Annotated in this window: 25 protein-coding genes; 17 read left to right on the top strand and 8 right to left on the bottom strand. The window is 53.2% G+C overall.

Translation table 11 applies throughout. The features are described from left to right. Window positions 1-46 precede the first annotated feature (46 nt). Genes def (JXQ85_RS00310) through fmt form a run of 3 tightly spaced genes read left to right on the top strand, consistent with a single transcriptional unit; the run spans window position 47 to window position 1,955 of the window. Window positions 47-559, top strand: coding sequence for a peptide deformylase (gene def / locus JXQ85_RS00310; RefSeq protein ID WP_421746853.1), 513 nt, complete (start codon window positions 47-49; stop codon window positions 557-559). Further along, window positions 556-1,050 (top strand): peptide deformylase, encoded by a 495-nt coding sequence (gene def, locus JXQ85_RS00305; RefSeq protein ID WP_421746852.1) that lies wholly within the window; start codon window positions 556-558, stop codon window positions 1,048-1,050. Before def (JXQ85_RS00310) ends, def (JXQ85_RS00305) begins: the two co-directional genes overlap by 4 nt. Next, the gene (gene fmt, locus JXQ85_RS00300) at window positions 1,047-1,955 is read left to right on the top strand and encodes a methionyl-tRNA formyltransferase (protein ID WP_421746851.1); all 909 of its coding nucleotides are present in this window, start codon (window positions 1,047-1,049) and stop codon (window positions 1,953-1,955) included. Before def (JXQ85_RS00305) ends, fmt begins: the two co-directional genes overlap by 4 nt. Here the strand turns inward: fmt and JXQ85_RS00295 are convergent, their stop codons facing one another. The 4 genes from JXQ85_RS00295 to JXQ85_RS00280 all read right to left on the bottom strand — a co-directional run bounded on the left by JXQ85_RS00295 (window position 1,956) and on the right by JXQ85_RS00280 (window position 4,393). Then, window positions 1,956-2,579: a trimeric intracellular cation channel family protein gene (locus tag JXQ85_RS00295; RefSeq protein ID WP_421746850.1), complete on the bottom strand. Its 624-nt coding sequence runs from the start codon at window positions 2,577-2,579 to the stop codon at window positions 1,956-1,958. It lies immediately after the preceding gene. Further along, on the bottom strand, window positions 2,576-3,040 hold the full coding sequence (gene rnhA, locus JXQ85_RS00290) for a ribonuclease HI (RefSeq protein WP_421746849.1): 465 nt from the start codon (window positions 3,038-3,040) through the stop codon (window positions 2,576-2,578). The genes JXQ85_RS00295 and rnhA overlap by 4 nt, the downstream gene beginning before the upstream one ends. 44 nt (window positions 3,041-3,084) lie before the next feature. Beyond that, window positions 3,085-3,699, bottom strand: a complete 615-nt coding sequence (locus JXQ85_RS00285) for a LysE family translocator (protein ID WP_421746848.1) — start codon at window positions 3,697-3,699, stop codon at window positions 3,085-3,087. 118 nt (window positions 3,700-3,817) lie between these two features. Further along, entirely contained in the window at window positions 3,818-4,393 is a 576-nt protein-coding gene (locus tag JXQ85_RS00280; RefSeq protein WP_058316331.1) for an NYN domain-containing protein, read from the bottom strand. Between the two features lie 159 nt (window positions 4,394-4,552). On the opposite strand from JXQ85_RS00280, the gene folK reads away from it, so the two are divergent. The 13 genes from folK (at window position 4,553) to recO (ending at window position 14,308) form a co-directional block, all read left to right on the top strand. Then, window positions 4,553-5,122 carry a 2-amino-4-hydroxy-6-hydroxymethyldihydropteridine diphosphokinase gene (folK, locus tag JXQ85_RS00275; protein WP_421746847.1) on the top strand — a complete coding sequence of 190 codons (570 nt, stop codon included), beginning with the start codon at window positions 4,553-4,555 and terminating at the stop codon, window positions 5,120-5,122. 75 nt (window positions 5,123-5,197) lie between these two features. Further along, on the top strand, window positions 5,198-5,554 hold the full coding sequence (rpoZ, locus tag JXQ85_RS00270; RefSeq protein WP_421746846.1) for a DNA-directed RNA polymerase subunit omega: 357 nt from the start codon (window positions 5,198-5,200) through the stop codon (window positions 5,552-5,554). Between the two features lie 27 nt (window positions 5,555-5,581). Beyond that, window positions 5,582-7,723, top strand: coding sequence for a RelA/SpoT family protein (locus tag JXQ85_RS00265; RefSeq protein WP_421746845.1), 2,142 nt, complete (start codon window positions 5,582-5,584; stop codon window positions 7,721-7,723). Between the two features lie 11 nt (window positions 7,724-7,734). After that, window positions 7,735-8,403 (top strand): DUF2062 domain-containing protein, encoded by a 669-nt coding sequence (locus JXQ85_RS00260; protein ID WP_421746844.1) that lies wholly within the window; start codon window positions 7,735-7,737, stop codon window positions 8,401-8,403. A gap of 72 nt (window positions 8,404-8,475) precedes the next feature. Beyond that, the gene (locus JXQ85_RS00255) at window positions 8,476-9,213 is read left to right on the top strand and encodes a pyridoxine 5'-phosphate synthase (protein ID WP_421746843.1); all 738 of its coding nucleotides are present in this window, start codon (window positions 8,476-8,478) and stop codon (window positions 9,211-9,213) included. 17 nt (window positions 9,214-9,230) lie between these two features. Beyond that, the gene (locus JXQ85_RS00250) at window positions 9,231-9,860 is read left to right on the top strand and encodes a LysE family translocator (protein WP_421746842.1); all 630 of its coding nucleotides are present in this window, start codon (window positions 9,231-9,233) and stop codon (window positions 9,858-9,860) included. Then, the gene (locus JXQ85_RS00245; RefSeq protein ID WP_421746841.1) at window positions 9,861-10,301 is read left to right on the top strand and encodes a hypothetical protein; all 441 of its coding nucleotides are present in this window, start codon (window positions 9,861-9,863) and stop codon (window positions 10,299-10,301) included. It abuts the gene before it with no gap. Further along, window positions 10,298-10,720 (top strand): holo-ACP synthase, encoded by a 423-nt coding sequence (gene acpS, locus JXQ85_RS00240; RefSeq protein ID WP_421746840.1) that lies wholly within the window; start codon window positions 10,298-10,300, stop codon window positions 10,718-10,720. Before JXQ85_RS00245 ends, acpS begins: the two co-directional genes overlap by 4 nt. Window positions 10,721-10,773: 53 nt before the next feature. After that, window positions 10,774-11,601, top strand: coding sequence for a signal peptidase I (lepB, locus tag JXQ85_RS00235; RefSeq protein WP_421746839.1), 828 nt, complete (start codon window positions 10,774-10,776; stop codon window positions 11,599-11,601). Then, the gene (gene rnc, locus JXQ85_RS00230; RefSeq protein ID WP_421746838.1) at window positions 11,598-12,281 is read left to right on the top strand and encodes a ribonuclease III; all 684 of its coding nucleotides are present in this window, start codon (window positions 11,598-11,600) and stop codon (window positions 12,279-12,281) included. Before lepB ends, rnc begins: the two co-directional genes overlap by 4 nt. Next, window positions 12,278-13,183 (top strand): GTPase Era, encoded by a 906-nt coding sequence (era, locus tag JXQ85_RS00225; protein WP_421746837.1) that lies wholly within the window; start codon window positions 12,278-12,280, stop codon window positions 13,181-13,183. Before rnc ends, era begins: the two co-directional genes overlap by 4 nt. Continuing rightward, window positions 13,180-13,512 carry a DUF1491 family protein gene (locus tag JXQ85_RS00220; RefSeq protein ID WP_421746836.1) on the top strand — a complete coding sequence of 111 codons (333 nt, stop codon included), beginning with the start codon at window positions 13,180-13,182 and terminating at the stop codon, window positions 13,510-13,512. The genes era and JXQ85_RS00220 overlap by 4 nt, the downstream gene beginning before the upstream one ends. 67 nt (window positions 13,513-13,579) lie before the next feature. Then, window positions 13,580-14,308 (top strand): DNA repair protein RecO, encoded by a 729-nt coding sequence (gene recO, locus JXQ85_RS00215; protein ID WP_421746835.1) that lies wholly within the window; start codon window positions 13,580-13,582, stop codon window positions 14,306-14,308. Here recO and JXQ85_RS00210 read toward each other — a convergent pair. Both JXQ85_RS00210 and JXQ85_RS00205 read right to left on the bottom strand, forming a co-directional pair. Next, a complete protein-coding gene (locus JXQ85_RS00210; RefSeq protein WP_421746834.1) occupies window positions 14,286-14,672 on the bottom strand; it encodes an META domain-containing protein in 387 nt (128 codons plus the stop codon). The two genes, recO and JXQ85_RS00210, sit on opposite strands and share 23 nt — an antisense overlap. Then, the gene (locus tag JXQ85_RS00205; protein ID WP_421746833.1) at window positions 14,669-15,229 is read right to left on the bottom strand and encodes a TetR/AcrR family transcriptional regulator; all 561 of its coding nucleotides are present in this window, start codon (window positions 15,227-15,229) and stop codon (window positions 14,669-14,671) included. The genes JXQ85_RS00210 and JXQ85_RS00205 overlap by 4 nt, the downstream gene beginning before the upstream one ends. A 78-nt stretch (window positions 15,230-15,307) precedes the next feature. Between JXQ85_RS00205 and JXQ85_RS00200 the strand changes: the two genes are divergently transcribed. Next, window positions 15,308-15,691 carry a hypothetical protein gene (locus tag JXQ85_RS00200; RefSeq protein ID WP_421746832.1) on the top strand — a complete coding sequence of 128 codons (384 nt, stop codon included), beginning with the start codon at window positions 15,308-15,310 and terminating at the stop codon, window positions 15,689-15,691. On the opposite strand, the gene JXQ85_RS00195 is transcribed toward JXQ85_RS00200, so the two are convergent. Together JXQ85_RS00195 and JXQ85_RS00190 are read right to left on the bottom strand one after the other, a co-directional pair. Next, window positions 15,680-15,982, bottom strand: a complete 303-nt coding sequence (locus tag JXQ85_RS00195) for a hypothetical protein (protein WP_421746831.1) — start codon at window positions 15,980-15,982, stop codon at window positions 15,680-15,682. The two genes, JXQ85_RS00200 and JXQ85_RS00195, sit on opposite strands and share 12 nt — an antisense overlap. Window positions 15,983-16,105: 123 nt before the next feature. Further along, window positions 16,106-17,791, bottom strand: coding sequence for an acyl-CoA dehydrogenase family protein (locus JXQ85_RS00190; protein ID WP_421746830.1), 1,686 nt, complete (start codon window positions 17,789-17,791; stop codon window positions 16,106-16,108). Window positions 17,792-17,930: the final 139 nt, after the last annotated feature.

The following is a 17,930-nucleotide window of genomic DNA, read 5'->3' as shown; positions in this document are numbered from 1 at the left end:
CGCAAGAGGCGTTGCAGTAGCAGCCCCTTTGGCCTATGTCAGCGCCATGTTAAAACCGATCCTGATCCACCCTGATCCCCGTTTGAAAAAGGTCTGCGCACCCGTGGCTGACCTTAGTGATGACTTGCGCACATTGGCCGAGGATATGCTTGAGACCATGTATCAAGCACCGGGCATTGGTCTTGCTGCACCGCAGATCGGTGTGCTTGATCGGTTGATCGTGATGGATTGCGTGAAAGACGGTGAACCGGAGCCGGTGGTGATGTTTAACCCAGAAGTTCTTGCGTCGTCTGATGACACCAATGTCTATGAAGAAGGCTGCCTGTCGATCCCGGATCAATTTGCCGAAGTCACGCGTCCGAAAGAGGTGCGAGTGGGCTGGATCGACGCCGACGGCAATCCGCAGGAAAAGGACTTTGACGGGCTTTGGTCGACCTGTGTGCAGCACGAGATTGACCACCTGAACGGCAAGCTGTTCATTGATTATTTAGGTCCGATGAAACGTCAGATGATGACGCGCAAATCTGCCAAGATGAAACGCGAATTGGCGCGGTCATGACTGTTCGGACATGTTTGCCTTGGCCCGATAAGCGCCTACGCTCCGCTGCCGAGCCGGTTGAAGTTTTGACAGATGAAGATCGCCAAGCTTGGGATGATCTGATCGACACGATGGAAGCCATGCCCGGCGTTGGCATGGGAGCAAACCAGATTGGCGTGCTGCGTCGATTGATTGTCGTCGATGCTTCAAACGAACGTGGCCAGGTCGTGAAAATGGCCAATCCAGAAATCCTGCATAAGTCGATCGAGCTGCGCGAGCACGAAGAGGCGAGCCCAAACTTGCCGGGTGTGTCTGCCGTGATCAAGCGTCCGCGCGCTTTGACTGTGCGCTATATGGATGAAAATGGTGAGATGACGGAGAAAGACTTTGTTGGTCTTTGGGCTACGTCGGTTCAGCACCAGATCGACCATATCAACGGGAAAATGTTCTTTGATCATCTGAGCCGCACCAAGCGCGAGATGTTGATCAAGAAGGCGAGGAAGCTTTCATGAGGGTCGTCTTTATGGGCACGCCAGATTTCTCGGTTCCGGTGCTTAATGCTTTGGTTGATGCCGGCCACGAGATCGCTGCAGTTTATTGCCAACCGCCACGTCCAGCCGGGCGCGGGAAAAAACTACGCCCAACGCCAGTTCATGCGCGCGCTGAAGAGTTGGGCGTTGATGTTCGCCATCCGGAGTCGTTGAAGGAGGCTGAAGAGCAAGATGCCTTTGCTGCGTTAAATGCTGACGTGGCTGTTGTTGTTGCCTACGGGCTTTTGCTGCCGCAGGTCATTTTGGATGCGCCGAAACACGGATGTTTGAATATTCATGCCAGCCTTTTGCCGCGTTGGCGTGGGGCTGCGCCGATCCATCGCGCGATCATGGCGGGTGATGCCGAAACCGGTGTTTGCATCATGCAGATGGAAGCCGGGCTGGATACTGGGCCGGTTTTGCTACGTCAATCCACGTCGATTGGTGTAGAAGAAACCACTGCGCAATTGCACGATCACCTGTCTCAGATTGGGTCGAGCGCGATTGTTGATGCGCTGGCTAATTTGTCTCAGTTGGTGCCCGAGGTTCAGCCGGAAACTGGCGTGACCTATGCGCATAAGATCGACAAGGCAGAGGCGCGAATTGATTGGACAAAACCTGCGATCGAAGTGGATCGTCAGATACGTGGGTTATCGCCGTTCCCTGGCGCATGGTGCGAGTTGGATGGGCAACGTGTCAAATTGCTAGGATCCCGTCTTGCCGAGGGCACTGGCCCAGCTGGCGAAGTGCTGTCGGATGAGTTGATCGTGGCTTGCGGTGATGGTGCCGTGCAGCTGCTGCGGTTGCAGCGTGCGGGCAAGGGCGCGCAGGACGCAGATGTTTTTGCGCGTGGCATGTCTGTGAAAGTTGGTACAGTTTTCAACTGATCATTGTTTTGGTGGTCGTGCTTTGTAAACAGGCAGCTTCCAACCCCAGATCATCGAGCCGGCTCTGAGGACCCATGTCACTGCCGCGCAAATGGCAAGAACAGGTAGCCCATTTAAGCCAGCATACATGGCCAAAACACCGCTGGTGGCACCTACAAAGGCTGCTGTGGCATAGATTTCACCCTGTTTCAGAACCAATGGTACTTCGTTGCAAACCACATCGCGCATGAGGCCGCCGAGGCACCCGGTTGAAATGCCCATCAGGACCACAATGATGGCGTTCTGATTTAAGTCCATTGCAACGCCAGCACCCGCGGCAACAGCAACCGAAAGTGCGATGCTGTCGAGCCAAAGCAGCAGACGATACCGGCTTTCGAAAAGATGCGCTGTGAAAAACACAAGCAGTGCGGCTGCGCAGGCGAGTAGGATGTAACTGGGTTGGCCGACCCAGAAGACAGGGTCGCGGCCCAAAAGTAGATCTCTTAATGTGCCCCCGCCGACTGCAGTGAGGCAGGCGACAAAGGCAAACCCGACAAGATCAAGCTGTGCGCGGCTGGCTACCAGCGCGCCCGTCAAAGCAAAGACAAAGACAGATGCAAAGTCGAGAAACGTGATCGCCGTCATGATGCTTTGCTAGGTTTGAAGGGGGCCATACCCGCACGGGCCAGTTCATCTGCTTTTTCGTTTTCTGGATGGCCTGCGTGGCCTTTAACCCATTCCCAAGTCACCGAATGACGCGCTTGCGCCGCATCTAGGCGCTGCCAAAGTTCAACGTTCTTAACCGGTTTTTTTGAGGAGGTACGCCAACCATTGCGCTTCCAGCCATGAATCCATCCGGTGACGCCATTTTTCACATAGGCGCTGTCTGTTACCACCGTGAGCGTGCTGGCGCGTTCGAGCGTTTCAAGCGCCATGATTGCTGCCATCAGCTCCATCTGGTTATTGGTCGTTTCTGCTTCGCCGCCACTCAGCTCTCGTTCTTTCACAACGGTATCACCGTCTGTGGCACGCAGAAGCACGCCCCATCCGCCGGGGCCTGGATTGCCTGAGCAGGCTCCGTCGGTATAGGCAAAGAGTTCGGCCATGGCCTGCTATCCTTTTTGAAGTTCTTGGCCGGCAGCCATACCGTTCATGCGCGTTCAAATGCAAGGCGTCCTGCGAGGGCGACGAAAATCGCGGCAAAACTGCGGTTGAGCCAGCGCATGATGCGCTCGGACCCTAGCAAAACTTCACGCGCTTGAGCTGCAAAGATGCCATACCCGGCAAAAACGAAAAACGTCATGGCCATGAATACGCCACCAAGCAGAAACATTTCTTGAGAGGCCGTGGCTGTTTGGCCGCTCAGGAAAGGCGGAAGCAGAGCGAGGAAGAAAACGGACAGTTTTGGATTCAGGATGTTGATCAAAGCGGCGCGCCGACAGATGGTCCATCCGCTGCTTCGGTCAGTCTCGGCGCGCACAGAGAGCGCTCCGCCCTCTTTCACGGCCTGCCAAGCAAGATATAGCAGGAAGGCAACACCAAGGAGTTTCATGATATTAAATAGAACAGCGCTTGTATGCAGGATCGCTGCTAGACCTAAAGCTGCAGCTATTAGAGCGGGAAGTATGCCGAAAGTGCATCCCAAAGCCGCCCAAAGAGCGGCCTTTGGTCCACGGCCCAGCCCCATTGCGATTGTAAAGATCACACCCGTTCCCGGTGCCAGTACGACAACCAGGGCCGTGAGAAAAAAATGTGCTGAAATCATAAAAGCCCCAAAAATGTTCACTGGTCGGTGGTTCAACTTAATTGAACTCTGATCTTGGGGATGGATCAAGTGATAGCAAGAAAAAACCGGAGCGTTTCGGCCCCGGTTCTCTGCAGATTTATTTTCCTGCGGTGTAATCCATTTCTGGTTCACCTGGCATCGGATCGCGCGGCGGGCGACCAATCACATCTTTCAAACCTTCAAGTTCGATGAAGTTATCGGCCTGACGGCGCAACTCATCTGAAATCATTGGCGGTTGGCTGCGAATTGTCGACACCACAGACACACGCACACCCTGACGCTGCAAGCTTTCTACCAACGGGCGGAAATCGCCGTCTCCTGAGAATAGCACAATGTGGTCAACGTGAGGTGCAAGCTCCATAGCATTCACCGCAAGTTCGATATCCATGTTGCCCTTAACCTTACGGCGGCCCTGGCTATCGGTGTATTCCTTGGCGGGTTTCGTCACCATGGTGAAGCCGTTGTAATGCAGCCAGTCAACCAAAGGACGGATAGGTGAATACTCATCGTTCTCTAAGAGAGCGGTATAATAAAAGGCCCGTAGCAGTTTGCCGCGGCGCATGAACTCGGTACGAAGGAGCTTATAGTCGATGTCAAACCCGAGCGACTTGGCGGCCGCATACAGATTCGAACCATCAATGAACAGCGCGAGCCGTTCGTCTTTATAAAACATCCAGTTTCCTTCCTGCTAATACGCGCCAAAATGCCTGTGATTATCAAAATGCGAGGCGCGCATGGCCTAATAAACTAAAGTAATTTTGCGGGTGGGCAAAGAGATGAAGGGTCAAGTTTTGGTGTCATCTGAAATCCATTCGTATATAGAATTAAAATCATGAGAGAATTCAGCATATTAGCTTTGGGCGGAAATGTTCCGTCTTCTGTGGGTGGTCCCAATTCGACACTAGATTTCGCGCTTAAGTCACTTGAGCAATATGGCGTGAACATCTTAAAGGAGAGTTTACGCTACGTGACCCCCGCGTTCCCAAGCGGCTCTGGCCCTGACTTTGTGAACTCTGTTGCCCTGTGTGATTCGGAGCATAAGCCGGGCGATTTGCTAAACATTTTGCACAAAATTGAAGCCCAGTGTGGTCGCGTGCGCGATCAGCGGTGGGGGGCGCGAACTCTGGATATCGATCTGATTGCCTGCGGCTCGGCTGTCCTGCCCGATCACGAGGTATACCTAGAGTGGAATGAGCTTGAGCTTGAAAAGCAGAGCGAAATTGCACCAAAGGAACTGATTCTTCCTCATCCACGTTTGCAGGATCGTGCGTTCGTCTTAGTACCGCTTTTTGAGCTTCTTCCTGACTGGGTTCACCCGGTTTTGGGCCTCACTGTGAGCGAAATGCTGCAAAAGCTCCCTGAAAGTGATCGAAACGCGGTTGTTCGGCTTCCTGAACGCTGACTATCTGCTTGTAACCGATGCTAAAGCGGCCTAAATACTCAGCTTCTGATCCCTTCCTAGAATGGAGAGCCCTCAATGGCCCGCGTGACAGTCGAAGATTGCGTAGATAAGGTTCCAAACCGTTTTGAACTGGTGATGCTTGCAGCACACCGGGCGCGTGAGATTTCCGCCGGTTCTGCGATCACTGTTGAGCGTGACAACGACAAGAATCCAGTTGTGTCTCTGCGTGAAATCGCAGACGAGACCCAGACTGCGGATGAGCTGCGTGAACGTCTGATCGAGAACAACCAGCATCAGATCGAAGTGGACGAGCCAGAAGAAGACAGCATGGCGCTGTTGATGGGCGCGGAAACTGCCGACAAGCCATCTGACGACGATATGTCCGAAGAAAAGCTGCTGCGCGCACTTATGGAAGCTCAAGGCCAGGGGTAACGCCCCAGGGGATAGAGAAGGCACCACATGATTCCGGCTGACGATCTGGTCGAACTCGTAAGGGCCTATAATCCCAAGACAAATGAAAAGCTTATTCGCGAGGCCTATGAATTTGGCCTCGAGATGCATGAGGGCCAGTACCGGCATTCGGGAGAGCCCTATTTTTCCCACCCTATCGAAGTTGCAGCGATCCTGACGGAACAGCAGTTGGATGATGCCACCATCATCACAGCCCTGCTGCACGATACGATTGAGGACACCAAAGCCTCTTACCAAGAAGTTGCGAAACTTTTTGGCGAAGAGACGGCCATGTTGGTGGATGGTGTTACCAAGCTGACCAACCTGCAGCTCAGCTCGACCGAGACCAAACAGGCTGAAAATTTCCGTAAGCTTTTTATGGCGATGTCCAAAGATCTGCGCGTGATCTTGGTAAAGTTGGCGGACCGGTTGCACAATATGCGGACGATCCGCGCGATGCGGCCACAGAAGCAGATCGTCAAGGCGCGTGAAACCATGGATATCTACGCACCGCTTGCGGGCCGCATGGGTATGCAGTGGATGCGCGAAGAGCTGGAAGACTTGGCTTTCAAAGTTTTGAACCCAGAAGGTCGGGCCTCGATCATGCGGCGGTTCATCACGCTGCAAAAAGAAACCGGCGATGTGATCCAGCGGATCACGGACGACATGGAATTCGAGCTGGAAAAAGCCGACATCGAAGCTGAAATCGTTGGACGGGCGAAAAAACCCTATTCGATCTGGCGAAAGATGCAGGCCAAAGATCAGGGTTTTTCGCGACTGTCTGATATTTATGGTTTTCGGATCATCACAGCGAACGAGGCCGACTGTTATCGCGTGCTTGGAGCAATCCATCAGCGTTGGCGCGCGGTGCCAGGCCGGTTCAAAGATTACATCAGCCAGCCCAAATCCAACGGGTATCGCTCTATCCATACAACGGTGTCAGGTCGCGATGGGCGGCGCGTAGAGGTGCAAATCCGTACCCGCCAAATGCATGATGTTGCGGAAACCGGCGTGGCGGCACATTGGTCCTATCGTGATGGTGTTCGTGGCGAAAACCCTTTTGCTGTTGATCCCGCACGCTGGATCCGGTCGCTTTCCGAGCAGTTTGATTCTGAGGAAGATCACGAAGATTTCTTGGAAGCTGTGAAACTTGAGATGTTTCAGGACCAAGTGTTTTGCTTCACTCCTAAGGGCGATGTGGTGAAGCTACCGCGCGGGGCGACGCCGATTGATTTCGCTTATGCGATCCATACGCGGATTGGCAACGCCTGTGTGGGGGCCAAAATCGATCATATGCGCGTGCCACTTTGGACTCGCGTTAAGAACGGTCAGTCGATCGAGATCATCACGGCCAATGGTCAAATGCCGCAGGCGACATGGTTGGAGATCGCAACAACAGGCAAAGCCAAATCTTCGATCCGCCGCGCATTGCGTGAGATCGATCATGAACGGTTTGTAAAGCTGGGTTTTGAACTGGCGCGTGCGGCCTTTGAACATGTTGGCAAAAAACCATCTGACAAAGTTCTGGATATGGCCGCTAAGCAATTGCGACTGGATAGTCGTGAAACCTTGCTGGCACGTCTAGGCAGTGCGGAGCTAAGTGCCAACCAAGTCGTCCAAGCTGTCTTCCCGGAATTGTCCAGAGAAGACAAAGACGAAGTTTCTGCGGAACGGGCAGTCATCGGCCTGGATGACGACCAAAGTTTTCAGCGTGCACGCTGTTGCGATCCTCTGCCGGGAGAGCGCATCATCGGGATAACGTCGCGCGGTAAGGGTGTCGTGGTCCATACCATCGATTGTGATAACTTGACCCGTTACGAAGATCAGCCAGAACGTTGGTTGGATTTGCATTGGCAGATGGGTAAGCACAAGGCTGAAAATGGTGCGACCATTGATCTGACGATCGGAAATGATGCTGGCGTTCTTGGCCGCGTCTGTTCGGTCATTGGCGAACATAAAGCCAATATTTCAGACCTTGAGTTCACCGAACGTAAACCTGATTTCTTTCGCTTGTTGGTGCACGTTGAACTTCGGGATGTTGAACATTTGCATTCCTTAATGTTGGCCTTGCAGGCTGAAAGCGAGGTCGCAGCTGTGCAACGGCATCGTGATCCCAACCGGGTGGCAGCCGCTGCCCCTGCGAAACATTAAGGACGGACAAAGTGGTCTTTAAGCGCCGGGACAGACGACCTATTCAGCGGATTGTGCTGGATTTTCTCTGGCCCCGCGGGGGCTGGACGCGTGCGTTTTATTATGTCCGCCATCGGTTGCATCGCTTACCTGGCTCACCTGAGCGGATCGCTCGCGGAATCTGGGCTGGCGTTTTCACATCATTTTCGCCGTTTTTCGGGGTCCATTTTCTGGTTGCCGCCCTCTTTGCTCGCTTTGTTCAAGGCAATCTTTTGGCGGCATTGCTTGGTACGTTTTTTGGCAATCCACTGACCTATCTACCCATCGGTGTGATTTCGTTGAAAACCGGTCACTTTCTTTTGGGGACCGAGTTTGAAGAAGGTGAGGAAAGCAGCTTGATCGGGAAATTTACCGATGCAGGCTATGACTTGCTGCACAATGCATGGGCTGTTTTCACTGATGAAAAAATGGATTGGCACGGGTTGTCGATTTTCTGGGATGAGGTGTTTTACCCGTATCTGATCGGGGGCATTGTGCCGGGGATCGTTGCGGGAACAGTTGCGTATTACCTGACCGTTCCTGTGATCCGTGCGTATCAAAAACGTCGCGCAAAACAGATTCAGGCGAAATTTGAAGCTTTGAAAACCAAAGCGCAGCAAGTGGTTGAGCAGGTCAGCGATGAAAGTTCTGCGGACGACTAACCGATAGGAATCGGTTTCATCTTTGCAAATGACCTCCTAGGGTCGGCGCAACTGATGATTTGGAGACATGACATGTTGCGTCTTGGTGTGAATATTGACCACGTGGCCACCGTGAGAAATGCACGCGGCGGGGCCTACCCTGATCCTGTTCGGGCGGCGTTGCTGGCGGAAGCCGCGGGTGCGGATGGCATTACGGCCCACCTGCGCGAAGATCGCCGTCACATTATGGATCATGATATTGATGGGCTGATGGCAGCTTTGAGGGTGCCTTTGAATTTTGAAATGGCTGCGACCGACGAGATGCAAGCGATCGCTTTGCGTCACAAGCCTCATGCGGTTTGTATTGTCCCTGAAAAGCGCGAAGAGAAAACCACTGAGGGTGGTTTGGAAGTGGCGCGTGAAGAAAACCGGTTGGCGCATTATATTGCTCCACTGCGAGATGCAGGGTGTCGCGTTTCCATTTTCATTGGCGCTGATCAAAAGCAGATAGAAGCTGCGCACCGTATTGGTGCTCCTGTTATTGAGTTACACACGGGTGCCTATTGTGATTTCCATGCCGAAGGTAAGTTCGCTGAGCGTGATGATGAGCTGGCGCGTCTGACGGATATGGCAGCCTTTGCGCATGATCTTGGACTAGAGGTCCACGCTGGGCACGGGCTGACCTATGATACGGTGCAACCGATTGCAGCCCTCCCGACGGTCAAAGAGCTGAACATTGGCCATTTTCTGATGGGCGAGTCGATGTTTATTGGCATGGAAAACGCGATCAAAGACATGCGTCGCCTGATGGATGAGGCGCGCGCCGCCTAAGGTTAAAGGAGTGATGCATGCTGGGGCCTGAAATCTGGCTTATTCTATTGGGCTGGGCCGTCGCTTGTGGGAGCCCGGGACCAGCAACCTTGGCGATTTCAGGGACGGCGATGGCCTCTGGCCGCTCTGCGGGTGTTGCTGTTGCATCGGGTATTGTCGTGGGTTCTGCCAGTTGGGGCATTGCCGCTGCGTTGGGAATGAGTGCCTTGATGCTTGCCAATGCTTGGATTTTTGAAGTGATCCGTTATCTAGGCGCGACTTACCTTTTGTTTCTTGCGTTCAAATCCCTGCGTAGTGCCTTTTCTGCGGCGCGCAGCAAGGCCGAGATCGATATGTCGGCTCAATCCCATGAGCGTCTATTTCTGAAAGGCTTTTTAATCCACATTACAAACCCCAAGGCGATCCTTGCTTGGGGGGCGATCTATGCGATTGTTTTGCCTGCTAACGCCAAATCTGATGCGATTTGGCAGTTGTTTCTGATGCTGGTTGCAACCTCGACTTTGGTATTCATCGGATATGGCATTCTGTTCTCGCATCCGGCCGTCGTACGGGTCTATATGGCTGCGAAAAGATGGTTTGACGTGGCTTTCGCTGTATTGTTCGGCGCTGCAAGCCTGAAAATCCTAACGGCCCGACTGGAGGTTTAAATGCTGCGATATCTGATCCCATTTGTATTGGTAGCGAGCCCTGCCGTTTCGCAAGAAGTTGTAGACTGTGATTGGCATGCCCGGGCAGACGCGATTTATGAGCCCTGGGAAGAGTTCTCTCGAACCTATGCCAGTGGGGATGTTCGTTTAGCCTTGCTTGATACGATTGAACCAGCCGCAGGATCCTTCCATCTCTTGGTGCTTTCGCCGCCCTATGACGAGTTGGGCGGGCGGCAATGCAAAACCATCGGCTTGTCAAATGGAATTGGTTTCTCCGGGATCGGATTTGAGGAAATTCAAGCCGAGTATGATCCGGCCTTTGGCCTCATGTTTGGCGTGCAGGTGCAATATTTTGATGGAGAATTTGCGGATTATCTATCTGGCGACCTATTGTTTTCATTGAACCAAGCCACGGGGCGGATCGAGGCCTTTCTGGAATGATTTTGGGTATTGGATCGGATCTGGCGAATATTGAACGTATCCAAGGCACGCTGGATCGGTTCGGCGACCGATTTAAAAACCGCGTCTTCACAGAGACGGAGCAAACCAAAGCAGAGCGTCGCAAAGATGTGGCTGGAACCTATGCAAAACGTTGGGCTGCCAAAGAAGCGTGCTCCAAAGCGCTGGGCACAGGATTGGCCATGGGGATTTCTTGGAAAGACATGCATGTCACCAATTTACGTACCGGGCAGCCGGTCATGCAGGTGACTGGCTGGGCAAAAGACCGTCTTAACCAAATGACGCCAAAAGGGCATGAGGCGGTGATTCATGTCACGTTGACCGATGATCATCCTTGGGCACAGGCCTTTGTGGTCATCGAAGCTTTGCCGATCGGGACGGGGATCGGTGCTTCGGGTTGACTTCGGCCCTTGTGAACCGCATGTAACCTCGAACTGAATTCGGAGAGGCAAGTATGTCATCAGAGGCCACAAAAAAATCAGGCGGCTTGGTTGAGACCATCAAAACGGTTGTCTATGCGCTGCTGATTGCGGGCCTGTTCCGCACGCTTTTGTTCCAGCCATTCTGGATCCCATCAGGGTCGATGAAAGACACATTGCTAATTGGTGACTTCTTGTTCGTGAATAAGTTCGCTTATGGCTATTCCTATGCTTCCTGCCCCTCGATCCCGCCACTTGGCATTGATGCCAAGAAAATATGTGCGGCGTTTGATGGCGAAAATAGCCGTTTCATGGGCTCAGAACCTGAGCGCGGAGACGTTGTGGTTTTCCGCCACCCGGTGACGGGTTCCGACTTTATCAAACGTGTTGTTGGCCTGCCGGGTGACAAGGTGCAGATGAAAAATGGTGTGCTGCATATCAATGAGGCCGCAGTTAAGCTCGAACACGGTGGCGTCTTTTCCGAAGTGATGGAGCCACAAGGACCACACGGTGGTTTGCCACGTTGCGAAAATGGGCCTGTAGGCCATGGCGGCCAATGTGACAAAATCCGTTTGATTGAAACCCTGCCAGGCGGCGTAAGCCATGCCGTTCTGAATATCGAAAACTCCTTTGTCGATAACACAGGTGTTTTCACAGTTCCGCGTGGACATTTCTTCTTTGTTGGTGATAACCGCGACAACTCTACAGACAGCCGGGTTCCACAAAGCCGAGGTGGTGTAGGGTTCGTTCCATATGAAAACCTGATTGGCCGGGCGGATCGTGTTATGTTCTCGTCTGCGGGCCGGTCTATGTTTGCATTCTGGACCTGGCGTGGTGACAGATTTTTCAAGGCGATTGAGTGAAACTATCTAACGAATTGAAAGCACTGGAAACGCGGCTGGGGCATCACTTTGATGCCCCGGAGCTTTTGGTGCGGGCCGTTACCCATTCTTCGATGTCGTCCTCGACACGTCAGGATAACCAGCGTCTTGAGTTCCTAGGGGACCGGGTTCTTGGCTTGGTGATGGCTGAAGCGATCCTAGAGGCGGACACTGAAGCAAGCGAAGGCCAATTGGCTCCGCGGTTCAATGCTTTGGTGCGCAAAGAAACCTGCGCCGATGTGGCGCGTGAGATCGAACTTGGGGCGGCTCTTAAGCTGGGCCGTTCTGAAATGCTGTCGGGTGGACGTCGTAAGCAAGCCTTGCTTGGGGACGCGATGGAGGCGGTGATCGCAGCCGTTTACAAAGATGGTGGATTTGATGCTGCCAAGGCCTTGATTGTGCGCCTATGGGGGGATCGGGTCACAAAGGTCGAGGCGGATGCGAGAGACGCGAAAACTTCGCTGCAAGAATGGGCGCAGGCACGCCGCTTGTCGCCGCCAAAATATGAACTGGTGAAACGCGCGGGGCCAGATCATGCGCCTGTGTTCACCATCAAGGCCGTTCTGGACAATGGTGAGGTCGAAGAGGCCACCGCAGGGTCTAAACGGCAAGCCGAACAAGCCGCCGCGAAGGCGCTTTTGACGAGATTGGAGAGCGCATGAAACGCGCAGGATTCGTAGCCCTCATCGGAGAGCCAAACGCAGGTAAATCGACCCTAACCAACCGCATGGTTGGTGCGAAGGTGTCGATAGTAACCCACAAAGTGCAAACCACGCGTGCCCGCATTCGTGGCGTTGCCATCGAGGGGGAGTCACAAATTGTCTTTGTCGACACCCCGGGTCTTTTCCGCCCACGCCGCCGTTTGGACCGTGCCATGGTGGCAGCCGCATGGGGCGGAGCCGCGGATGCGGATATTGTGGTGCTGATGGTCGAAGCCCATCGCGGCATCACCGAAGGCGTCGAGGCTATTTTGGAAGGCCTCGAAGAGATCGCGCAGGGGCGCAAAGTCGCGCTGGCGATCAACAAGATCGACATGGTGAAATCTGAGAAACTGCTTGGGCTCGCGCAAGACTTGAACAGCCGCTACGATTTTGTCGAAACCTTTATGATTTCTGCGGAAAAAGGCCATGGCGCTGAACATCTGCGTGCTTGGCTTGCTGCCGAGCTTCCTGAGGGTCCGTGGCTTTATCCCGAAGACCAGATCGCAGACCTACCTTTGCGGATGATCGCGGCAGAAATGACGCGCGAGAAACTGACGCTTCGCTTGCATCAAGAGTTGCCTTACCAGCTGACAGTCGAGACCGAAAAATGGGAAGAACGCAAAGATGGCTCAGCACGTGTGGATCAGTTGATCTATGTGATGCGTGATGGGCATAAAGGCATCGTGTTAGGCAAAGGTGGCGAGACCATCAAAGCTGTTTCAACCGCAGCCCGTGCTGAATTGACTGAATTTCTGGGACGTAAAGTACACCTCTTCTTGCAGGTCAAAGTACGCCCGAATTGGCTTGAAGAATCCGAGCGCTATTCGGAAATGGGCCTTGATTTCAAAGACGGCAACACATGACACGCCTCACGGCGGAATTTTGGGTGCAGGCCTATCTAACACGCCTGCGCCTTTATGAAATTCCAGCCTTTGTTGTTACACATGGTGACGATACCGCAGGCTCGGTTCTCGTTAAACTTAACACGCTAGATGGCCAGGCATCGGCCTATCAAAGGTCCTTTGATTTGATGAGCGGTGAGCGCACATGGGTGGTCCTGTCGGAAGGCCCTGAAAAAGACGTTGATGCAGCCTTGGCCAAGCAACGAAGCTTTGATCCCGATCTCTGGGTGGTCGAAGTCGAAGATCGCCAAGGTCGTCATTTACTAGATGAACCCGGCCTCAAAGACTGATCCCTGCGGTCACTTTTCCTCAAATACTCAATTGCGACCGTTGCCCCAAACCACTTAGGGTGCAGCTATGGAATGGCGTGACCAAGGCATCATTATTGCATCTCGCAAACATGGGGAAAACTCTGTGATCCTTGAGGTGTTTACCCCGACGCAGGGGCGACATGCCGGGGTTGTACGTGGTGGCACCAGCCGCAAAATGACGCCTATCTTGCAGCCCGGCGGACAAGTAGAAGTACAATGGAAAGCGCGGCTTTCAGAACATATTGGGTCTTTTACGGTTGAACCAATTCGCAGCCGCGCCTTGGCACTTGGCGATAGGTTTGCCTTAGCTGGGTTGAACGCCGTGACGGCACTTTTGTCCTTTGCTTTGCCAGAACGTGAAGCGCATCTTGCGCTATATGAAAAGACAGAACCTTTGATGGACTTGTTGGGAAAAAACGAGGTGTGGCCTTTGGCCTATCTGCAATGGGAAGTCGCGTTGCTTGATGAGCTTGGTTTTGGTCTGGATCTTAGCAGCTGTGCGGTGACCGGAAAAACCGACGGGCTCACACACATATCGCCTAAATCGGGCCGAGCGGTGACGCGTGAAGGGGCCGGGGAATGGATCGATCGCATGCTTCCGCTCCCTGAGATCCTTTCAGGGCGCGGCGATGACACTGACCAAGCAATTTTAGCAGCATTAAAGACAACCGGTTATTTTTTGGAAAACAAACTGGCACCTAGCCTAGGCAATAAGGCGCTTCCTGACGCCCGTGCCAGATACCTTGATGCGCTTAGCCGTCGGGCAACTTTGTGAACAACAGGGTCTGATCGGCATCATTGCTTAAGATCAACACGTTTCCTGAAACTTCTGCCAAAGTCATCTCGGTGAGCATAGCAAAATAGGTCTGTTCAACACCCAAAGCGGCGCAAGCACGCTTTGTTGAAAGAATTGGACCCAGCTCAAACCAAGGATAAGGGGCCGTTTGAACCGCGCTATATGCGTTACAAGGCGCATCCCCATCAATCTGACCATCTTCGGAGAAACGAATTGTGGCGGTCGCGCTAAAGGGTTGCCCATTTAGTTGATGCAGTTTCCACGAACCATCTGCGCCATAGGCGGTCAACGTTTCGTCACGCACGCAAGCGTTGATCAGAAGGAGAATGGCAAGAAGTCTCATGTGTCTTCATATAGGGCGAGGATGAGGTCAACCAAGGTCCCCATCGCTTGCCTGTTGTCTGTTTTATCTCGTGTAGAAAGTTCCTGCATTCCCAGCAGGGCTCCATAGATGATGCGGGAAAGCTCCGCATTGGTGAGGCCGATCTCTGCAAGCAGGCTATTCAAATATCCCATCCGCTTACCGTCGATCCGGTCCATCGCATCGGCAACAGCAGTGTTTTCACGTGCCCAGGCGCGGATGGCAGGTTCTGCACCTGAACCGCCAAATTCTTCGGGTGCAGATTTGGTGGCGATGTCACCAAGTGTGCGCAGTCGTTTTATAGGATTTTCTTCGGCTTCGAGGGCTTCCACGATTTCGGAATAGGCGCGCTGTTCCCACAGCTCCAACATGGCAGATTGAAAAGCTGGAACATCTTGAAAGTGCCAATAGAACGACCCTTTTGTCGTTTCTAAACGGCGTGCCAATGGTTCTGCCTTAAGGGCTACCGGCCCCTGTTCTGTCAGTGCCTTGAAGCCTGCTGCCAGCCACAGCTCGCGAGATAGTCGATTCTTTGCCATGCAACAGGACTAATTGGCGTTGCCGATAGGAGCAAGTTGCGTTATCCATACGGTAGCGTATGGAATCAGGAGTGTGACATGAATCGTTTGAATTTGGCCGCTGCCGTCTTAATGGCTTTAACTTTTGGAGTGCATGTTTTTGCCGGGGGCCCCGAAGTTCACGTAGCCATTCAGGCAAGTGAACTTTCAGAGTATCTTCGTGCCATCAGTGCGGTCTTGTGGCACGCCGTCAGCGTCATTTTGGCTGTATTTGCGCTGGCTTACCTTTGGCTTGCGCGTAACGATAACAAAGCCTTGTCCATTGTCCTGGGCGCCACTCAGCTGGGTTTTGCGACGCTGTTCCTCTGGTACGGAACCACTCTGCTTGGAACCATCTGGCCGATGCCCCAGTGGATTGTTTTCTTGCTGATCCCGGCCATTTCGGCAGCCGGGACGTTGAGACAAAAGGCTTTACCAGCTTGATGTTTTGACGGTGACATCTGCAGGCACGGGCTTATGTGTGCCGCCTGAAAACCCTCCGACTCTTGCTGCGAAGGTTTTGAAATAGTCCTGACTTTGCACATGCGCCAAGGTTTCTTGGCTGTCCCAGCGCCCCCAATGAATGCGGCTGATGCCGTTGTCCGCAACTGACACCTGATAGCTAAAGTTAGCAGCTCCCGGATCTGCGTCTAGCGCGTCGATAAAGTCCTGAATGGCAGCGCGCCACGGGACTTCGTCGCCAGAGTAGTCATAAGTGATTGTGATCCCACGCATGGTTTTCCCTCCCTATATTTAACAATTAGGTTAAATATAGGGAGTTCACTTGGAAAGCAAACTACAGAAAAGAATAGGGCGCGTGCATTTCTGCACGCGCCCTTCTTGGTCATGTGATCTGGTTTAGCCAAGAAGACGGCGCGCGATCACCTGTGCCTGAATTTCAGCGGCCCCTTCAAAGATGTTCAGAATACGCGCGTCACAAAGGATGCGGCTGATCTCATATTCCAAAGCGAAACCGTTACCACCATGGATTTGTAGGCCATTATCAGCAGACGCCCAGGCGACGCGCGCGCCCAGAAGCTTTGCCATGCCAGCCTCAAGATCACAGCGCTTGTCGTGATCCTTTTGCCATGCGGAGTAGTATGTAAGCTGACGGGCAACCATAATCTCGACGGCCATCATTGCCAGTTTGCCTGAAACGCGCGGGAAATCGATCAATGATTTACCGAATTGTTTCCGGTCAATTGCATATTGCATCGAAACGTCCAGCGCGGCCTGCGCAACGCCAACGGCACGAGCCGCTGTTTGAATTCGCGCGCTTTCGAAGGTTTGCATCAGCTGTTTAAAGCCTTTGTTCTCTTCGCCGCCCAGCAGGTTTTCTTCTTTGACTTTGAAAGCATCAAAGCTGAGCTCGTATTCCTTCATGCCACGATAACCCAGAACTTCGATTTCTGTGCCGGTCATGCCGTCGGTAGGGAAAGGATTTTCATCCGTACCCGGTGTCTTTTCGGCGATAAACATCGACAGGCCTTTATGGTTGTCGGTGTTGGAATCCGTCCGCGCCAGCAAGGTCATGATCTGCGTACGAGCCGCGTGTGTGATCCATGTTTTATTGCCGGTGATTTCATATCCGTCGTCGGTTTTGACCGCGCGTGTGCGCAAGGACCCTAGATCGGAACCAGTATTGGGTTCGGTGAAGACGGCCGTTGGCAGCACCTCGCCACTGGCAAGCTTGGGTAGCCACTTTTGTTTTTGCTCTTCGGTGCCGCCGCACAGGATCAGTTCAGATGCGATCTCTGGGCGGGTTCCCAATGAACCAACACCGATGTAGCCCCGAGACAGTTCTTCGGTGACAACAACCATGGCTGCTTTGGTCAATCCATAGCCGCCGTATTCCTCAGGGAGGGTCAGGCCAAATACGCCCATATCGGCAAGCTCTTGGATCACCTCAAGCGGGATCAATTCATCTTTTAGATGCCATTCATGTGCGTGTGGGATGACCTTATCGACCGCGTAGCGTCGGAACTGCTCGCGGATCATTTCAAGTTCTTCATCCAGGCCAGAGGTGCCAACGGTGATATTCGCGGCCTGTTCTTGCATCAATTCAACAAGGCGCGTGCGTGCGGCTTGTGTGTTGCCGTTCTGACAAAGCGTCATCACCGCAGGTTCCATTAGGCCGCGCATTTCATCTTGGGATAGGCCGATGTCTTGCAGGCGGATGATTTCGCCCTGGCTCATTGGGATGCCGCCGTAGATCTGCCACAGGTACTCGCCAAATGCGATCTGATGGATCAGTTGTTCGACTTCGCCGAACCTACCATCCGCCTTTAAACGTTCCGCCCAAGCCTGCATTTGCTTCAAGGCTTCGTCATATGTCGCGAGCCAAGAAAGTGCATGAGCAGCAACTTGGTTCTCTTCAATTTTTGCACCGGAAACACGTTCACCGTCTAATGTTGCAGCGCGCAGCTTGGTGGTAGCGGTTTCGACAATCGCACCCACCGGCGGCAGCGCGGCTTTGGTCAGATCCAGAAGATCGGGCAGAATGGCAGAATTGGTCATTGTAAGGTCCTGTCCGTCATGAGCCATGAATCACATCCTTGTTTTGCTGCACCGTGACATAATCCTTTTGCAGTTGCAGCGCAACAAAAATACAAAAAGTGACGCTGGGATGATTGTATAATTACGCGGTGAATTTTTTCGCGTCAAAGGTCCACCCACTAATCTG

The organism is Cognatishimia sp., assembly GCF_049116455.1.
Classification (GTDB): Bacteria; Pseudomonadota; Alphaproteobacteria; order Rhodobacterales; family Rhodobacteraceae; genus Cognatishimia.
The sequence above is the reverse complement of the archived record's forward strand: the minus strand, read 5'-3'. Positions and strand labels throughout refer to the sequence as shown.